Source organism: Phytohabitans sp. LJ34, from assembly GCF_052068095.1.
Classification (GTDB): domain Bacteria; phylum Actinomycetota; class Actinomycetes; order Mycobacteriales; family Micromonosporaceae; genus Phytohabitans.
Genome location: NZ_JBQHDG010000017.1, coordinates 46007 through 62504 on the forward strand (window position 1 = coordinate 46007; position 16498 = coordinate 62504).

The 16498-nt window shown below is 72.8% G+C and carries 16 protein-coding genes; 8 read left to right on the plus strand and 8 right to left on the minus strand.

Annotated elements, in window-relative coordinates:
• Positions 1-11 precede the first annotated feature (11 nt).
• Positions 12-1262 (minus strand): MFS transporter, encoded by a 1251-nt coding sequence (locus tag ACTMTJ_RS27925; RefSeq protein ID WP_441221059.1) that lies wholly within the window; start codon positions 1260-1262, stop codon positions 12-14.
• Positions 1263-1337: 75 nt separating this feature from the next.
• On the opposite strand from ACTMTJ_RS27925, the gene ACTMTJ_RS27930 reads away from it, so the two are divergent.
• Entirely contained in the window at positions 1338-2378 is a 1041-nt protein-coding gene (locus ACTMTJ_RS27930) for a WD40/YVTN/BNR-like repeat-containing protein (protein WP_441221061.1), read from the plus strand.
• Between the two features lie 65 nt (positions 2379-2443).
• Positions 2444-3790 carry a sulfatase-like hydrolase/transferase gene (locus tag ACTMTJ_RS27935; protein WP_441221063.1) on the plus strand — a complete coding sequence of 449 codons (1347 nt, stop codon included), beginning with the start codon at positions 2444-2446 and terminating at the stop codon, positions 3788-3790.
• Positions 3791-4218: 428 nt separating this feature from the next.
• Here ACTMTJ_RS27935 and ACTMTJ_RS27940 read toward each other — a convergent pair whose 3' ends face one another.
• The 3 genes from ACTMTJ_RS27940 to ACTMTJ_RS27950 all read right to left on the minus strand — a co-directional run bounded on the left by ACTMTJ_RS27940 (position 4219) and on the right by ACTMTJ_RS27950 (position 6969).
• Positions 4219-4797 carry a thioredoxin family protein gene (locus tag ACTMTJ_RS27940; RefSeq protein ID WP_441221065.1) on the minus strand — a complete coding sequence of 193 codons (579 nt, stop codon included), beginning with the start codon at positions 4795-4797 and terminating at the stop codon, positions 4219-4221.
• Between the two features lie 152 nt (positions 4798-4949).
• Entirely contained in the window at positions 4950-5744 is a 795-nt protein-coding gene (locus tag ACTMTJ_RS27945; protein ID WP_441221067.1) for a response regulator, read from the minus strand.
• A gap of 64 nt (positions 5745-5808) precedes the next feature.
• Complete coding sequence (locus tag ACTMTJ_RS27950) at positions 5809-6969, minus strand: sensor histidine kinase (protein WP_441221069.1); 1161 nt, start codon at positions 6967-6969, stop codon at positions 5809-5811.
• Positions 6970-7103: 134 nt separating this feature from the next.
• Between ACTMTJ_RS27950 and ACTMTJ_RS27955 the strand changes: the two genes are divergently transcribed.
• Both ACTMTJ_RS27955 and ACTMTJ_RS27960 read left to right on the plus strand, forming a co-directional pair.
• Complete coding sequence (locus ACTMTJ_RS27955) at positions 7104-9392, plus strand: MMPL family transporter (protein WP_441221071.1); 2289 nt, start codon at positions 7104-7106, stop codon at positions 9390-9392.
• A gap of 169 nt (positions 9393-9561) precedes the next feature.
• A complete protein-coding gene (locus tag ACTMTJ_RS27960) occupies positions 9562-9834 on the plus strand; it encodes a hypothetical protein (protein WP_441221073.1) in 273 nt (90 codons plus the stop codon).
• Here the strand turns inward: ACTMTJ_RS27960 and ACTMTJ_RS27965 are convergent.
• The 3 genes from ACTMTJ_RS27965 to ACTMTJ_RS27975 all read right to left on the minus strand — a co-directional run bounded on the left by ACTMTJ_RS27965 (position 9797) and on the right by ACTMTJ_RS27975 (position 13246).
• Positions 9797-10576 (minus strand): succinate dehydrogenase/fumarate reductase iron-sulfur subunit, encoded by a 780-nt coding sequence (locus tag ACTMTJ_RS27965; RefSeq protein ID WP_441221075.1) that lies wholly within the window; start codon positions 10574-10576, stop codon positions 9797-9799. The genes ACTMTJ_RS27960 and ACTMTJ_RS27965 overlap by 38 nt on opposite strands.
• Positions 10577-10679: 103 nt before the next feature.
• On the minus strand, positions 10680-12587 hold the full coding sequence (locus ACTMTJ_RS27970) for a fumarate reductase/succinate dehydrogenase flavoprotein subunit (protein ID WP_441221077.1): 1908 nt from the start codon (positions 12585-12587) through the stop codon (positions 10680-10682).
• Positions 12587-13246 carry a succinate dehydrogenase cytochrome b subunit gene (locus tag ACTMTJ_RS27975; protein WP_441221079.1) on the minus strand — a complete coding sequence of 220 codons (660 nt, stop codon included), beginning with the start codon at positions 13244-13246 and terminating at the stop codon, positions 12587-12589. Before ACTMTJ_RS27975 ends, ACTMTJ_RS27970 begins: the two co-directional genes overlap by 1 nt.
• Positions 13247-13324: 78 nt before the next feature.
• Between ACTMTJ_RS27975 and ACTMTJ_RS27980 the strand changes: the two genes are divergently transcribed.
• From ACTMTJ_RS27980 to ACTMTJ_RS27995, 4 genes are all read left to right on the plus strand, one after another.
• Positions 13325-14206, plus strand: a complete 882-nt coding sequence (locus tag ACTMTJ_RS27980; RefSeq protein ID WP_441221081.1) for a LysR family transcriptional regulator — start codon at positions 13325-13327, stop codon at positions 14204-14206.
• 4 nt (positions 14207-14210) lie between these two features.
• On the plus strand, positions 14211-14576 hold the full coding sequence (locus ACTMTJ_RS27985) for a YybH family protein (protein ID WP_441221082.1): 366 nt from the start codon (positions 14211-14213) through the stop codon (positions 14574-14576).
• Positions 14577-14639: 63 nt separating this feature from the next.
• Complete coding sequence (locus ACTMTJ_RS27990; RefSeq protein ID WP_441221084.1) at positions 14640-15716, plus strand: hypothetical protein; 1077 nt, start codon at positions 14640-14642, stop codon at positions 15714-15716.
• Between the two features lie 40 nt (positions 15717-15756).
• Positions 15757-16128, plus strand: a complete 372-nt coding sequence (locus ACTMTJ_RS27995; RefSeq protein WP_441221086.1) for a hypothetical protein — start codon at positions 15757-15759, stop codon at positions 16126-16128.
• Here ACTMTJ_RS27995 and ACTMTJ_RS28000 read toward each other — a convergent pair.
• Positions 16106-16477, minus strand: coding sequence for a winged helix-turn-helix transcriptional regulator (locus ACTMTJ_RS28000; protein ID WP_441221088.1), 372 nt, complete (start codon positions 16475-16477; stop codon positions 16106-16108). The genes ACTMTJ_RS27995 and ACTMTJ_RS28000 overlap by 23 nt on opposite strands.
• Between the last annotated feature and the right edge of the window lie 21 nt (positions 16478-16498).

The window sequence follows — 16498 nt, forward strand, 5'->3', positions numbered from 1 at the left end:
CGGACCTTTGATCACGGGGCTTCCACGGCTAGCCGCTCGGGTCTGGCCTGCCGCGCGGGCGTCAGGGTGCCTACCACCGCCACCAGGAGGCAGGCCACGCCCGCCGCGAGGGTCGTGGCCGGCACGCCGTGGTTGGCGGCCGACGCGGTCAGCACCGCCGCGCCGACCGGGCCGAGCGCCGAGTGGATCGTCCAGAACGACGACGTGACCCGCCCCAGCAGGTGATCCGGCGTCACCTCCTGGCGCAGCGACATCGAGCAGATCCCGGCCACACCGATGCCGAAGACGACGGTGGTGGCGAGGGCGGCCACCACCGGGACGCTGCGGGTCATGCCGATGCCGGCGATGGCGACGCCGCAGAGCGCGTACGAGCCGATCCAGCAGGCGCCGAAGCCCCACGTCCGCCGCGCCGGCACCACCACGAACGCCGCGACGATCGTGCCGAACGCGGCCGCGGCGAGCACGTACCCGACGGTGGCGTCCGGCCGGCGCAGCTCGTGCCCCACGTAGTAGACGATGATGTCGGTCAGTCCCAGCGTCAGGAACGTCAGAAACCACAGCAGCATGGTCAGCGCGCGCAGCACCGGATGCCGCCACAGGAACCGCACGCCGACCACCAGGTCGCGCCACGACATGCCGTCCGGCTGGCGCGGCTCGCCGGGCGCCGTGCGCACGCGCAGCCGCACGAAGCAGAGCCCGATCGCCGAGACCGTGAACGTGGCCGCGTCGACCGCGACCGCGACGGTCGGGCTGTACAGGCCGGAGAGGATGCCGGCCACCACCGGACCGCCCACCGCGGCGGCGGCGTAGGTGGCGGAGAGGCGGGCGTTCGCCTCGGTGATCCGCTCGGGGTCGACGAGGTTGGGCAGCGCGGCCACGTAGGTCACCCGGAAGATCATCGCGAACCCGGCGCCGAGCGGCACGATCGCGTAGAGCAGCCAGATCTGCGGGGAGAAGAACCACATGATCGGAATCAGCGCGTACAAAATGGCGCGCGAAATGTCGCAGACGATCAGCAGCGCCCGCCGGTCGATCCGGTCGGCGAGCGCGCCGGCGAATACGCCGGTGAGGATCGTCGCCGCACCGGCGAGGCCAGTGAGCAGACCCATCTGCGACACCGACCCGGTGCCGCGGAGCACCAGGAGCGGAATCGCCACATAGGAGAACGAGTCGCCCGCGACGGACAGCGTCTGCACTACCCAGAACAGCGTGAAGTCGCGATCTCGCCACAGCGACGCGGAGACCATGGCGTATTGGATCATTCACAGCGTGTGTTCGTCAGTATCGATGAGCGTTAACATCCTCACATTGACGTGCGTACGGTATGTTTTGCGTGTATGAGAGCGATCTTCGCCGTGATCCCCGCAATCCTTCTCGCCGTCACCGCCGCACCGGCTGAAGCGGCTGGCCACGGGTACTCCTGGAAGCTCGCCGAGACCGGTTCCACCGCCCGCCTCCGCGGCCTCGACGTGGTCAGCGCCAAGGTCGCCTGGGCCAGCGGTTCGGCCGGCACCGTGCTGCGCACCGTCGACGGTGGACGCACCTGGGCGCAGGTCGGCCCGCCGGACACCGCCGACCTCCAGTTCCGCGACATCGAGGCGTTCGGCGCCGACCGTGCCGTCGCGCTGTCGATCGGCGAGGGGGAGGCGTCCCGCGTGTACGCGACCGGCGACGGCGGCCGCACCTGGACCGAGGCGTTCCGCAACGACGACCCGCGCGCGTTCTACGACTGCATGGCGTTCTTCGACCACCGTCGCGGGCTGGCGCTCTCCGACCCGGTCGACGGGAGGTTCCGGATCGCGTCCACAGTGGATGGTGGGCGCTCGTGGCGGGTGCTGCCCGCCGACCGGATGCCGGACGCCCTGGCGGGCGAGTTCGCGTTCGCGGCCAGCGGCACCTGCCTGGTGACCTCCGGGCCGTTCGCCTTCTTCGCGACTGGGGGAGGCGCGACCGCGCGGGTCTTCGCCTCACCGGACGGCGGGCGGAGATGGAAGGCCGCCGATTCGCCGGTCCCCAGTGGAGCGTCGGCGGGCATCTACTCGCTCGCCTTCCGCGACCCGTGGCACGGCATCGCGGTGGGCGGCGACTTCGCGGCACCCACCGCCGCCCCCGACGGCGCCGCGACCAGCCGCGACGGCGGGCGCACGTGGCAGGTCGCGCGGACCGTGCCGGGGGAGTACCGCTCCGGCGCCGCCTGGGTGCCGTGGAGGTGGAACACCGCGCTCGCGGTCGGCCCCACCGGCAGCGACGTCTCGCGGGACGGCGGCCGTACGTGGACCCGCTTCGACACCGGCAGCTTCGACGCGGTCGACTGCGCGCCCGACGGCACCTGCTGGGCGTCGGGCGAGCAGGGACGGCTGGCCCGGCTCCGTAAGTGATTTCTCACAGCGCTTGTCCGGCGCGTTGAGAGGGCACCCTTTCGTACCAATGATGGTATTTAGGGGTGAATTCGTTTTCGTGGCGCGCTCGCGGCGGCGCGGCCCTGGCCGTGCTGCTCGCGGGCGTCGCGGGGTTTGTGTTCATCCGGCCGGGGGCCGCGGCGGCGCCGCCGCGGCCGAACATCCTGCTGCTGGTCCTCGACGACGCGCGCACCGGGTCGACCGAGGTGATGTCCAAGATGGAGGGTTGGCTGCGGCGCGACGGGACGTACTTCCCGAACACCGTCGCCACCACCCCCAGCTGCTGCCCGAGCCGCGCGTCGCTGCTGAGCGGCCGCCACACGCACAACCACGGGGTCAACCAGCAGGACGCGATCGGCCGCTACGACCACCGCCGCACGATCCAGCACGACCTCAAGGCCGCCGGCTACGGGACCGCCGCGGTGGGCAAGCTCTTCAACCGGTGGCCGCTGGAAGAACGGCCGCCGGGCTTCGACCACTGGGCGCTCACCCACGGGGGGTACGACGGCGCGTGGTTCTCGATCGAGGGGAAGAGCCGGCGGGTGGGCTACTCGACCACGTTCATCGGCGAGCAGGTCAACCGGTACCTGGACGGCTTCGAGTCGGACGACGCGCGGCCGTGGTTCGTGTACGCGGGCTTCACCGCGCCGCACTCCCCCTACACGCCGGAGGACCGGTACGCGAAGCGCTCGTTTCCGTGGGACGGCAACCCGGCGGTGCGCGAGACGGACCGGCGCGACAAGCCGTCGTGGGTGCGGAAGTATTCGGTGGGGTTCGAAGAGGGCCGTGCCACGCGGACGGCGCAGCTGCGCACGTTGCTGTCGGTGGACGATGCCGTGGAGTCGGTGCGGCAGCACCTGGCCGCCCGCGGGGAGCTGGAAAACACGCTGGTGGTGCTTCTCTCGGACAACGGCAAGGCGTGGGGCGAGCACGGGCTGCCCGGCAAGTTCACGCCGTACCTGGAGTCGGTCAACGTGCCCGTCTACCTGTGGTGGCCCGGGCACGTGCGGGCCGGCGCCGCCGACCCCCGGATGGCCGCCCTCGTCGACGTGACGCCGACGCTGCTGGCCGCCGCCGGCCTGCGCCCGAGCTACGAGGTGGACGGCCGGTCGCTGCTCGGCCCGTCGCGGCGGGAGCGGATCCTGATGGAGTACTGGCGCGACCCGGCGAACGGGAGCTTCCCGACCTGGGCGTCGCTCTTCGCGTGGGGCCGCTACCAGTATACGGAGTACTACGACGCGGACGGCCGCCGGACCGAACGCGAGTACTACGACCTGACCACCGACCCCTGGCAGCTGACGAACCGCCTGGCCGGCGGCGAGGAGCCCCCGGCCGGATTGGCGGAGGCCCTGGCCGGTCAACGCCGGTGCGCCGGCTCAGGCTGCGCCTGACCCGCCACCGGATTTGGCGGAGTTGATCAGGGGTGGGTGGGCGAAAGATTTGAGCTGCCCCTGGGGTGGGGCTTTATCCCAATGTCTCTTCCGGATGGCGGCTGCGGGGTCTCGTCGCCGCGAGTAACCGCTCTGGCGGTGTGAGTGGTGCGAGATTCGAGATCTAGGAGAGTTAGGGTGCCATTTCAACCCAAAGTCTCCTAGATCTCGACGTTTCCGACCCCCACTGGTGACGCGGCGTGAGGGCGGCGGAAGGTAGGGGTCTTTGGAGCTTGTCTCGCGAGCCCCGGCAGTGGACGGCCGGTGATCTCGGCTCGGCCCGCGAGCCGCCGGCCGGGCGGTGCACGGTCCGGAGCTGACGCGAAGGCGGGGAAATCTGCCTCGACGTAGGGGGCACGACGGGCGGCGGCCGCTACTCCGCAAGCCTTCTACAGGAAGCTGACCGGCGGCGGCTCATTGCCGGGGCGCCACTTGATGCCGCAGCCGAGGCTCGGCACGTGCGGCTCCGGCACGGCCTCGCCACGCAGCGCGGTGTCCGCGGCGGCGCGCAGCAGGTCGCCGGTGACCGGCAGGTCGTTCTTCGGCCGCGCCTCGTCGAACGCGCCCCGGTAGACAAGCCGCCGCTGCGCGTCGTACAGGAAGAAGTCCGGCGTGCACGCGGCGGCGTAGGCCTTGGCCACCTCCTGCGAGCTGTCCACCAGGTAGGGGAAGGTGAACCCGGCCCGCTCCACCTGCGCGGCCAGCCCCGGCACGTCGTCGTCCGGGTAGTTGTCGACGTCGTTGCTGCATATGGCGACGGTGGCGAGCCCCTTGCCCGCATACTCGGCGGCGAACGCGCCGAGCGCCGACTCGATGTGCCGCACGTAGGGGCAGTGGTTGCTGAGGAAGACGACGAGCAACGCCGGCGCGGACACGTCGGTGAGCTTCACCTCCGGCCCGGCGACCGAAGGCAGAGCGAAGTCCGGCGCGGGCGTGCCCAACGGCACGAGAAACGACGAAACGGCCATGGGGGAGAGGGTAGTCCGCGCCGCGCGAATCCGGCCGGGTGGCCTTTGCCACCTCCGCGAGTGGAGGGCGTGGGGCTGGGTGGCCTTGGGGTGTCCGGGTGTGGGGCGTGGGGCTGGGCGGCTTTGGGGTGTCCGGGTGTGGCGGCCTGCCGTCAGGCGCCGGGCCGGATGAGGCCGGTCTCGTAGGCCAGGATGACCGCCTGGACGCGGTCGCGCAGGTCGAGCTTGGCCAGGATGCGCTTCACGTGGGTCTTGACCGTCGACTCCTCGACGATCAGCGACTTTGCGATCTCCGCATTGGACAGCCCGCGCGCGACAAGCTCCAGCACATCGCGCTCGCGCGGCGTCAGCTCCCGCAGCCGGCGGCCCGCGCTCGGGTCGGGCTGCGGCTGGCGAGCCATGCGGTCGATCACCGTGCGGGTGACCGACGGCGAGAGCAGCGACTCACCGCCCGCGATCGTGTGGATCGCCTCGATGAGCTGCTCCGGCCGGGTGCGCTTGAGCAGAAACCCCGAAGCACCCGCACTCAGCGCACCGAACACGTAGTCGTCGTCCTCGAACGTCGTCAACATCAGGATTCGGGTCTCCGGCGCCGCCGCGATCAGCTCGCGGGTGGCCGCGATGCCGTCGAGGCGAGGCATGCGCACGTCCATAAGCACGACGTCGGGCGAGAGGCGCCGGACGCTGTCGACCGCGGCCCGCCCATCGGCCGCCTCACCGACGACGTCGATGGACTCGTCGCTGGACAGGACCGCCCGCAGCCCCGCACGCATGAGATCGTCGTCGTCCACGACCAGCACCCGGATCACGCCGCCGCCCCGATCGGTGCCGCTCCCGGCCCGCCGCGCGCCCGCGCGGCGGCGGCGGCGGTCGGACGCGCTGAAGCGGTCAGCCGTGCCGGTCGTGGTGGTGAAGCCGGCAGGGTGGGCCGCGCTGCTGGTGGCCATGAAGCCGGTCGGGTCGGCCGTGTTGCTGGTGGTGGTGGGGTCGGCCGTGGGGTCTGGTGGTCGGTCATGCTGGCTGGCCGTGGGGTAGGTGCGCGTGCAGGCGGAAGATGCCGCGCTCGGCCGCCGCGTCGAGGGTGCCGCCGAGCAGGGTGGCGCGTTCGCGCATGCCGACGATGCCGTGGCCGCCGCCGGTCGACGCCGCGGCCGCGGTCGGGTTGGTGACCGTGATGTCGACAGCGTCCGCCGCGAACCGCACCGCCACGTCCGCGGTGCCCCGCCCGTGCCGTGCCGCGTTGGTCAGCGCCTCTTGCAGGATCCGGTAGGCCGCCCAGGCCACGCCGTGCGGCAGCGCCCGGCCCGGCGGCGGGATCTCGGCGGCGATGGCCAGGCCGCCGGCCCGGTGGCGCTCGACGAGCTCGGCCAGCGCGGTGGGGTCGGCGGGCGCGGGTGGGACCGGGCCGTCGTCGCGGAGGGCCCGGACCAGGCGGTCGATCTCGCCGATCGTGCCGCGGGCGACGTCCTCGATCGCGGAGATCGCCTGCCGCGAGCCGTCGGGGTCGCGGCCGTGCAGCAGGCGGGCGGCGCCGGCCTGGACGAGGATCACGTTGATCGCGTGACCGGCGGAGTCGTGCAGCTCGCGGGCGATGCGGGTGCGCTCCTCGGCCACCGCCAGCCGCCGCTCGCGCTCGGCCTCCCGCCCGGCGCGGCGGGCCTGCTCCTCCAGCTCGGCCATCCGCTCGCGGCGCATCCGCGCACGGTCGCCGGCGAGGTAGAGCGTGGCGGCGACTAGGGCGAGCCCCAGCAGCTCGGGCACGAGGATCGCGCCGACGTCCTCCCCGCGCAGCAGGTAGGCGAACCCCAGCAGCGGCGCGAACGCGAGCGCCACCTGAAGCGCCAGCCGGCGGCGCCACGGCCGCGGATCACCGCCGTAGGCCGAGCCGAGCGTGTAGATCGCGATGCCGGGGCCGAGCGGCAGGTCGAACGGGTATCCGAACCGGTACAGCAAGCCGCTCGCCGCGAACGTCATCAGGCACACCGCCATCGGCGCCCGCCGGCGGACCGCGAGCGGCAGGGCGGTCGCCGCGGCCAGCAGGACGCCCGGGCCGTCGAGGTGACGCACCCCGGCATCGGGCGTGCCCAGCCCGTCTGACGCCAGGACGCCCACCGACAGGACCAGCGCGAGCACGGCGAGACCCGCGTCGAGGGCGTCGCTGCGGCGGATCACGTTTCGAGCCTAGGCCAGGGGGACGCCACTCCGGATCGCCCCGTGGAGGCACGTTGCGTACCCCCTCGGGGGGACAGGTGGTTCGCCCCGCGGCGCGACGCGGTGGAGCGCCCGCCGTTCCTAACGTGTCCCGCATGCCCGTTTCCGCGCCGTCCCGCGCCACCGCCACGCGCACATCCCGGCTGGCCCGCCTCGCCGGCTGGTCCCAGGAGCACCGGTGGTGGGCGCTCGCCCTGTGGGTGCTCGCCCTCGCCGCGGTGACGGTCGGTTCACAGGCGGTCGGCAGCGCGTACCACAACGACTTCTCCCTGCCCGGCACGGAGTCGCAGCGCGCGGTCGACACGCTGCGCGAGCGCGCGCCGGTCCGGGCCGGCGACACGGTCCAGATCGTGGTGCAGGACGCTGGCGGCGTGACCGCGCCGGCCGCGCGCGAGCGGGTCGAGGCCATGCTCGGCCGGGTGCGCGCGTTGCCGCACGTCGCCGACGTCCAGAGCCCTTATGGCGGGCCGGGTGCGGTCTCGGCGGACGGCACGATCGCGTACGCCACGGTCACCCTCGACCGCCAGGCGCAGGACGTGCCGACCGACGACGTCCGCGCGATCATCGACACGGCTCAGGCAGCCGAGGGCAGCGGCCTGCGCGTCGAGCTGGGCGGCGACGCGGTGCGCGGGGCCGAGGAGAGCGAGGGCGGCGCCGCCGAGGGCATCGGTCTACTCGCCGCGCTGGTGATCCTGGTGCTGCTGTTCGGCTCGCTGCTGGCGGCCAGCCTGCCGATCGTCATCGCGGTGTTCGCGGTGGGCAGCTCGATCGGGCTCGTCGTGCTCGCCTCGCACCTGGCCACCATCGCCGACTTCACCCCGCCGCTGATGATCCTGGTCGGGCTCGGCGTCGGCATCGACTACGCCCTGCTCGTCTTCTCCCGATACCGCGCCGAGCTGATCGCCGGTCTAGGGCGGTCTGGGCCGGGACCGTCAGGCGAGGCGGGCGCCGGCCGTGCCGAGCTGGTCGCCGGTCTGGGGCAGCCTGGGTCGGGACCGTCGGGCGGCGGAGGTGTGGACGGGGCCGGTCCCGGACGCGGCACCGGCGGAGGCGCGGACCGGGCCGAGGCCGCGCGTATCGCGCTCGACACGGCCGGCCGGACGGTCTTCTTCGCCGGTTGCACGGTGATCATCGCGCTGATGGGGCTCGTCGCGCTCGGGCTCGGCTCGCTCCAAGGTGTGGCCGTCGCGGTCGCGGTGACGGTGTTCGTCACCATGGTCGCGTCGCTGACGCTCCTGCCGGCGCTGCTCGCCGTCTTCGGCCGCCGCATCGAGCGTGGTGTCCGGCGCCGCGCCGGTCGGGCCCGCCGTCCGGAGGGAGACCGCTGGCGGCGCTGGGCGGCCTGGGTGCAGCGTCGCCCGTGGAGCGCGGCGCTCGTGTCGGTGGCCGCGCTGCTCGCCATCACGGCGCCGGCGTTCGGCATCCGTCTCGGCTTCGCCGACGCCGGCAACGACGCGCCGTCCACGACCAGCCGTCAGGCGTACGACCTGCTGGCCCAGGGCTTCGGTCCGGGCTTCAACGGCCCGCTGATCGTGGTCGTCGAGGGCGACCCGGCCGCCGCGGCGCCCGCCGCCCGCGCCCTCGACGAGGTGCCCGGCGTGGCCACGACCGTGGCGCCTCCGCCCTCCGGCGACGTCGCGACGCTCATCGTCTTTCCGGCGTCCAAGCCGCAGGACGCGCAGACCCACGACCTGGTGCAGCGGCTGCGCGAAGACGTGCTGCCGCCGCTGTCCCGGGAGACCGGCGCGACGTTCCTGGTCGGCGGCAGCGTGGCGGCGACCGAAGACTTCGCCGACGCGGTCGCCGGCCGGCTCCCGCTCTTCGTGGCCGTGGTGGTCGGGCTGTCGGCGCTGCTGCTGATGGCCGTGTTCCGCTCGCTGTTGATCCCGGTGAAGGCCGCGGTGCTCAACCTGCTCAGCGTCGGCGCCTCGATGGGCGTGATCACGCTGGTCTTCCAGCACGGCCTGTTCGGCGTCCAGCCCGGCCCGATCGAGGCATACGTGCCCGTCATGGTCTTCGCGATCGTGTTCGGCCTCTCGATGGACTACGAGGTCTTCCTGCTCTCCCGCATGCACGAGGAGTGGGAGCACCGCCGCGACGCACCCGCGGCCGTCCGCGAAGGCCTGGCCACGACCGGCCGGGTGGTCACCGCGGCGGCGGCCATCATGGTGGTGGTGTTCGGCGCGTTCCTGCTGAGCCCGGACCGGATGCTCCAGCAGTTCGGCCTGGGGCTGGCGGTGGCGGTCCTCCTCGACGCGGTCGTCATCCGCTGCCTCGTGCTGCCGGCGGTGATGCAGCTGCTCGGCGCCCGCGCGTGGTGGCTCCCGCGCCCGGTCGCCCGCATCCTGCCGAGGCTGGCCCTAGAGCGCCCAACGCCCGACTGACCCGCGCGCACTGGCAGGCCCGCGCGCACCCGCCGGGGCCGAGCGCCGCCGGCCCGAGCGCCGCCGGCCCGAGCGCCGCCCGGGCCGAGCGCCGACGGCGCGAGTGCAACGGCCCGAAGACGACCCCGCGACCGAAGAGGACACGACGGCGGGAGGCCATAATGGACGGATGCTGAGGTGGGAGTACGCGTTGTTGGTCCGTCGCCGGGAGGCGTCGGGGCCGTCCGAGTGGCGCATGTCGTATACCTGGTACTCGCCGGACGGGACCCGGCAGGATGTGTCCGCGCTCGGCGACACCGCGGTCTCGCACCTCAACCGGGCCGGTGCCCGCGGCTGGGAGCTCGTGGCCACCGAGGAAGACATCAACAACCTCGAAGGCACCACGGAGGTCCATCGTTACTACCTCAAGCGCCCCTTGCCCGAGGCCGAGGCGCTCCCGTAGAGCGCCGGCGGGCCGCCTGGAGGTAGTCGCGGTTGAGCTGGCCGATGGTCTCCAGCGGGATGCCCTTCGGGCACACGGCCGTGCACTCGCCCGTGTTGGTGCAGCCGCCGAAGCCGGCCTCGTCGTGCGCCGCCACCATGTCGAGGACGCGCGACTGGCGTTCCGGCTGTCCCTGTGGCAGGCGGGCGAGGTGGGTGACCTTCGCGGCGGTGAAGAGCATCGCGGAGCCGTTCGGGCAGGCGGCCACGCAGGCGCCGCAGCCGATGCAGGTGGCGGCCTCGAAGGCGGCGTCGGCGTCGGCCTTGGGCACCGGGATGGCGTGTGCGTCGGGGGCGCTGCCGGTCGGCGCGCTGACGTAGCCGCCGGCCTGGATCACGCGGTCGAGCGCGCCGCGGTCGACCACGAGATCCTTGACGACGGGAAAGGCTCGCGCCCGCCACGGTTCGACGTCGATCGTGTCGCCGTCGCGAAAGTGTCGCATGTGGAGCTGGCACGTGGCGGTCGCCGGCGCCGGGCCGTGCGCGACGCCGTTGATGACGAGGCCGCACGCGCCGCAGATGCCCTCGCGGCAGTCGTGGTCGAACGCCACCGGCTCGGCGCCGTCGAGGGTGAGGCGCTCGTTCAGCGCGTCGAGCACCTCGAGGAAGGACATGCCGGGCGAGACGTCGGCGACCTCGTAGGCCACCATCCGGCCACGCTCCCGCGGGCCGGCCTGCCGCCAGATGCGCAAGGTCAGATTCACGGCAGCCGCCTCACAAAAGAACTCGTCGATCCGCGTGCTCGCGGGTTGGCGTGCCGCCAGACGCGCAAGGTCAGATTCACAGCAGCCGCCTGAAAAAACGATCTCATCGATAGCTCCGCTGGCTCGGCGTCACGTGCGCGAACTCCAGGTCCTCCCGATGCAGCACCGGCGCCCCACCGGTCCACTCCCAGGCCGCCACGTACGCGAAGCGCGCGTCGTCGCGCAGTGCCTCGCCGTCCGGGGTCTGGCTCTCCGCCCGGAAGTGGCCGCCGCACGACTCGGTGCGGTGCAGCGCGTCCACGCACATCAGCTCGGCCAGCTCCAGGAAGTCGGCCACCCGGCCGGCCCGTTCCAGGGACTGGTTGAACCCGGCGGACGACGGCACCCGGACGCGGGCCCAGAACTCGTCCCGCAGCGACCTGACCAAGGAGATCGCCTTGCGCAGGCCGGCGTCCGTGCGTTCCATGCCGCAGTGGTCCCACATGATGCGGCCCAGCTCGCGGTGGAAGGAGTCGACGGTGCGGTCGCCGTTCACCGAGAGCAGCCGCGCCACGCGATCCCGCACGTCGGCGAGCGCGGCCGACGGGTCCACCGGCGGGAAGGGCCCGTCGGCGAGGTAGTCGTTGATCGTGTTGGGCAGCACGAAGTAGCCGTCCGCCAGGCCTTGCATGAGCGCCGAAGCGCCGAGCCGGTTGGCGCCGTGGTCGGAGAAGTTGGCCTCGCCGATCACGAAGAGGCCGGGGATCGTCGACTGGAGGTCGTAGTCGACCCACAGCCCGCCCATCGTGTAGTGCACGGCGGGGTAGATGCGCATCGGCACCTCGTACGGGTCCTCGCCGGTGATCCGCTGGTACATCTCGAAGAGGTTTCCGTAGCGGGCGGCGACCGCCGGCCGCCCCAGCCGCGCGATCGCGTCCGCGAAGTCCAGGTACACGCCCAAGCCGCCCGGCCCGACTCCGCGCCCCTCGTCGCACACGTTCTTGGCGGCGCGGGAGGCGATGTCGCGAGGGACGAGGTTGCCGAACGACGGGTACATCCGCTCCAGGTAGTAGTCGCGCTCTGCCTCGGGGATGTCGCCCGGCGCGCGCCCGTCGCCGGAGCGGAGCGGCACCCACACGCGGCCATCGTTGCGCAGCGACTCGCTCATCAGGGTCAGCTTCGACTGGTGCGGGCCGCTCTGCGGAATACACGTGGGATGGATCTGGGTGAAGCACGGGTTGGCGAAGAGCGCGCCCCGGCGGTGCGCGCGCCAGGTGGCGGTGACGTTGCAGCCCTTGGCGTTGGTGGAGAGGAAGAAGACGTTGCCGTAGCCACCGGTGGCGAGCACCACCGCGTCCGCGAGCTCGGTCGTCACCTCGCCGGTGACAAGGTCGCGCACCACGATCCCGCGCGCCCGCCCGTCGGCCACGACGAGGTCGAGCATCTCGTGCCGTTCGAACGAAAGGACGGACCCGGCGGCGACCTGCCGGGACAGCGCCTGGTAGGCGCCGAGCAGCAGCTGCTGCCCGGTCTGCCCGCGCGCGTAGAACGTGCGGGACACCTGCGCGCCGCCGAAGGAGCGGTTGTCGAGCAGCCCGCCGTACTCCCGCGCGAACGGCACACCCTGCGCCACGCACTGGTCGATGATCTCGACGGAGACCTGGGCGAGACGGTACACATTGGACTCACGCGAGCGGAAGTCGCCGCCCTTCACCGTGTCGTAGAAGAGGCGGTGCACGGAGTCGCCGTCGTTGCGGTAGTTCTTGGCCGCGTTGATGCCGCCCTGCGCCGCGATCGAGTGGGCGCGGCGGGGGCTGTCCTGGTAGCAGTACGACTTCACCCGGTACCCGGCCTCGCCGAGCGTCGCGGCGGCCGAGGCGCCGGCGAGGCCCGTGCCCACGACGATGACCGTGAGGCGGCGGCGGTTGGCCGGGTTGACCAGCCGGGCCTCGAAGCGCCGCCGGTCCCACCGCGTCTCGAGCGGCCCATCCGGCGCGCGCGAGTCCTTGATCGGAGCACCCTCGGAGAACATCAACCCACCAAACCCACCATCACGGCGAACGGAACGGACAGGAAGCCGGCGCACAACCCCACCGCGACCACCAGCGCGACCACCCGGGCGCGGCGCTCACCAGCCGCCGTGTGCTGCCCGAGCGTGCGCACCGCGCTGAACACCCCGTGCCGCAGGTGGAAGCCGACCGCCAGCACGGCGAGCGTGTAGAAGAGCGTCACGTACCACCGCTCCGGCGCGAAGTCGGCGACCACGTTGGCGTACGGGTGCGCCCGGTCGCCGACCGGGTTGAGCGTGCCGGTGGTGAGGTCGAGCACGTGGTACACGGCGAAGAGCAGGATGATCACGCCACCCCACCGCATCGTGCGGGCGGCGTAGCTGCCCTGGACGGGCCGGCGGTGCGCGTACCGGACGGGGCGCGCGGCCCGGGCCCGCAGCGCGAGGGAGGTCGCCGCCGCCACGTGGGCGACCAGCGCCACGGTGAGCACGGACCGCTGGATCCACAGGTACCCGGAGTGGGGGAGCAGTGGCGCGCCGATCGTGCGCAGCCAGTGCGCGTAGTGGTCGAACGACTCGGCCCCCACGAACACCTTGAGGTTGCCGACCATGTGCGCCACCAGGAACAGCATCAGCAGGATGCCGCTCACCGCCATCAGCGCCTTTTGACCGACCGTGCTCACGCGGCCGACGTTAGGTCGGTGCGTTCGATTCGTCCAATACATCGTTGCCGCAGGAGCGATAGCTGTAGGCTATCGAGCGTGCAGCTCCAGCAGCTCCGGTACTTCGTGGCCGTCGCCGATGAGCGCCACTTCACACGCGCGGCGGCCGGCCTCGGCGTGGCACAGCCGACGCTGAGCAAGCAGATCCACAGCCTGGAGCGCGACATCGGCGCCCCGCTGCTCGACCGCACCCGGGGTGCCGTGACGCTCACCCCGGCCGGCGCCGCGCTGCTGCCGATCGCGCGGCGTGTGCTCGCCGACGTGGAGACCGCCCGCCGCGAGGTGCAGGAGCTGGTCGGCCTGCGCCGCGGCCGGGTGCGGCTCGGCGCCACGCCCAGCCTCTCCACCAGCCTGGTCGCGCGGGTGCTGCCCCGCTTCCGCGCCGCCCACCCCGGCATCGACCTGCACGTCGAGGAGAGCGGCTCGCAGGACCTCGTCCGCCATCTCACCGAGGGCGGCCTCGACCTCGCGCTGGTCATCCTGCCGCCGCACGGCATCGACCCGGCCCTGCGCGCCGAGCCGATCCTCCGCGAAGACCTCGTCGTCGCCTCGGCCGTACCCCTCCCGGCCGCCGCCGGTGGCATGCCCATCGCGGAGCTGCGGCACCGCCCGCTGGTCATGTTCCGCAAGGGGTACGACCTGAGAGACGCCACCTTGAACGCGTGCCACGCGGCCGGGTTCGAGCCGTCGTTCGCGGTCGAGGGCGGCGAGATGGACGCGGTGCTCAGCTTCGTCGCCGCGGGCCTGGGCGTGGCGGTGGTGCCGAGCATGGTGCTGGCCGGCCACCCGGCGCTGCACTCCGCGCCGCTGGCCCGGCCCGGCATCCAGCGCACGGTCGCGATCGCCGAGCGCCGCGAGTCCACACCCACCCACGCGGCCGCGGCACTGCGCGGCGCGATCATGGATTTCCTGCGAGACTGAGCGCGTGGATCACTCCGACGTGCTGCGCTGGGTCGACGCGTACGAGCGGGCGTGGCGCTCGCCGGGCACCACGACGCTCGGCGAGATCTTCACCGATGACGCGAGCTACCTCCAGGGGCCGTACAGGGAGCCGGTCGTCGGCCTGCCCGCGATCGCGCGGATGTGGGAGGCCGAGCGGGAGGGGCCCGACGAGGCGTTCGACATGAGCCGCGACGTGGTGGCCGTCGAGGGCGACACCGCGGTCGTCCGGGCCGAGGTGCGCTACGGCCCGCCGCTCGACCAAGAGTGGCGCGACCTGTGGATCCTCCGCTTCGCCGCGGACGGGCGGTGCGCCTGGTTCGAGGAGTGGCCGATCGCCCCGGGCCATTGACACCTGGCGATCAATCGGCGGATCTTGGGACGATACGGACTATCTCCTGGGGAGGTGGTCCTCATGTCCACGTCGTTGTCCGACACCCCGACCCGCACCGGCCGCGCCACGGAGGTCGCCACGCCGCGCGAAGACCTCGTGGCGGTGGTGCTGGGCGCCTGCTTCGTCGGGGGCGCGCTCTCCGACGGGTGGGCGCACGTCAACATCCTCGACACGATCGAGGGGTTCTTCACGCCATGGCACGCGCTGCTCTACTTCGGCTTCGCCGCCACCTCCGCGTGGATCTTCTTCCTCGCGTACCGGCGGCGTGAACGGCACCCCTACTGGTGGCGCGACGCGTGGCCCAGCGGCTACCGCACCGGCGCGCTCGGCGTCCTGATCTTCCTCGGCGCCGGGCTCGCCGACATGGTGTGGCACGAGACGATCGGCGTGGAGGTGGGCCTCAACGCCGCGTTCAGCCCGAGCCACATGGCGCTGGTCTTCGCCGCGGTGCTGATGCTGAGCAGCCCGCTGCGCTCGTGGTGGGCGACCGGCGCCGGCGGCGGCCTGCGCCTCGCGACCGGCGTGGCCTCGCTCGCGCTCACGGCCATGTTCGCCACGATCCTGCTCAGCCACTCGATCGCGTTCCGCACCGCGCGTCCCACCGTGCCCTACGAGGCGATCGACGACGCCCGCGCCGCGGACCTGCCGGCGCAGGTGCTGGCGGTGCAGGGCGTCGGCGCGTACCTCGTCACGACGATCCTCCTCGCCGCGGCCGTGCTGCTGGCCCACCGGCGGCGGCCGACGCCCGGTGTCGCGACGGCGGTCGTCGGCGGCGTGGCGCTGTTCATGATGGTCATGAACGAGTTTCCCGCCCCGCAGGCCGCGGGAGCGCTCGGCGCGGTGCTCGGGGCGGCGGTCGCCGACCTGGTCCTGGTACGGCTGGACGCCACCCGCGGCACGGACGCGGCGCTCCGCCTGCCGATCGCCGGCGCGGTCTTCGCCGGTGCGGTGTGGAGCGGCCACCTGCTCGGCCTGCACCTGGCAGAGGGCGTCCGCTGGCCGGCCGAGATGTGGACCGGCCTGGTGGTGCTCTGCGCGATCCTCGGCGCACTGCTCGGCGGCCTGCTCGCCCGTCCCGCTGCGCATGCGCACAGCTGACTTTCAGTAGCCTTTCAGCCCTCGGCGCTACCGTCGCGGCATGGACGAAAGCAGGGCCCAGCGGGTCGTCGACGCGCTCCGCGACCGCGGCGTGCCGGCACACCTGGAGCGGGCGGGCGTCGCGCAGTACGGCGTACGGATCGCGCTGCGCGACGGCCGCCAGGCGATGTGGGACACCGACGGCACCGCGGGCCTGGAGGCCCAGGTCATGCGCGACGGCGTGCTGGTCGGCTTCGTGCCGCACATCCAGGGCTCGGAAAACTTCGACGAGCACCAGGTAGTCGACGCGATCGCCCGCACCGACTACGACCAGCCGATCGCCCGGCAGCGCGCCACGGCCCCGCCCGCCGCCGCACCGCTCCCGCGCGAGGGCGGCTTCTTCCGCCGCTTCAGGCAGGGCTTTCGCGAGTAGCGCGGCTCAGGTGCGCCCGCCCCCACGCGCGCGCCTCCTCCACCAGCGGCAGCACGGTCTTGCCGTAGGTGGTCAGCGAGTACTCCACCGGGGCGGGCGCCTCACCCGTCGGCTGGCGCGCCACGATGCCGTCGTCGACGAGCTCGCGCAGCTGCTCGGCCAGCACCTTTTGCGAGATGCCGGGCACGGCCTGCCGCAGCGCCGCGAAGTGCCGCGGCGACTCGGCCAGCCAGTAGACGATGATCAGCTTCCACTTACCGCCGACCGCCGCGAGCGCGGCCGTGAGTGGGCACCCGGTGACAGGATTGGGCCGACCGTTACCTCGAGGTGCGTTCTTGGGCTCGCCCACGGCCGTGATTATAGTCCGCTT

Excerpts from the sequence above, each read along its gene's own strand:
- ACTMTJ_RS27925 (WP_441221059.1), bottom strand. The coding sequence starts at position 1,262 with ATGATCCAATACGCCATGGTCTCCGCGTCGCTGTGGCGAGATCGCGAC.
- ACTMTJ_RS27930 (WP_441221061.1), top strand. The coding sequence starts at position 1,338 with ATGAGAGCGATCTTCGCCGTGATCCCCGCAATCCTTCTCGCCGTCACC.
- ACTMTJ_RS27940 (WP_441221065.1), bottom strand. The coding sequence starts at position 4,797 with ATGGCCGTTTCGTCGTTTCTCGTGCCGTTGGGCACGCCCGCGCCGGAC.
- ACTMTJ_RS27945 (WP_441221067.1), bottom strand. The coding sequence starts at position 5,744 with ATGGCCACCAGCAGCGCGGCCCACCCTGCCGGCTTCACCACCACGACC.
- ACTMTJ_RS27955 (WP_441221071.1), top strand. The coding sequence starts at position 7,104 with ATGCCCGTTTCCGCGCCGTCCCGCGCCACCGCCACGCGCACATCCCGG.
- ACTMTJ_RS27960 (WP_441221073.1), top strand. The coding sequence starts at position 9,562 with ATGCTGAGGTGGGAGTACGCGTTGTTGGTCCGTCGCCGGGAGGCGTCG.
- ACTMTJ_RS27970 (WP_441221077.1), bottom strand. The coding sequence starts at position 12,587 with ATGTTCTCCGAGGGTGCTCCGATCAAGGACTCGCGCGCGCCGGATGGG.
- ACTMTJ_RS27990 (WP_441221084.1), top strand. The coding sequence starts at position 14,640 with ATGTCCACGTCGTTGTCCGACACCCCGACCCGCACCGGCCGCGCCACG.
- ACTMTJ_RS27995 (WP_441221086.1), top strand. The coding sequence starts at position 15,757 with ATGGACGAAAGCAGGGCCCAGCGGGTCGTCGACGCGCTCCGCGACCGC.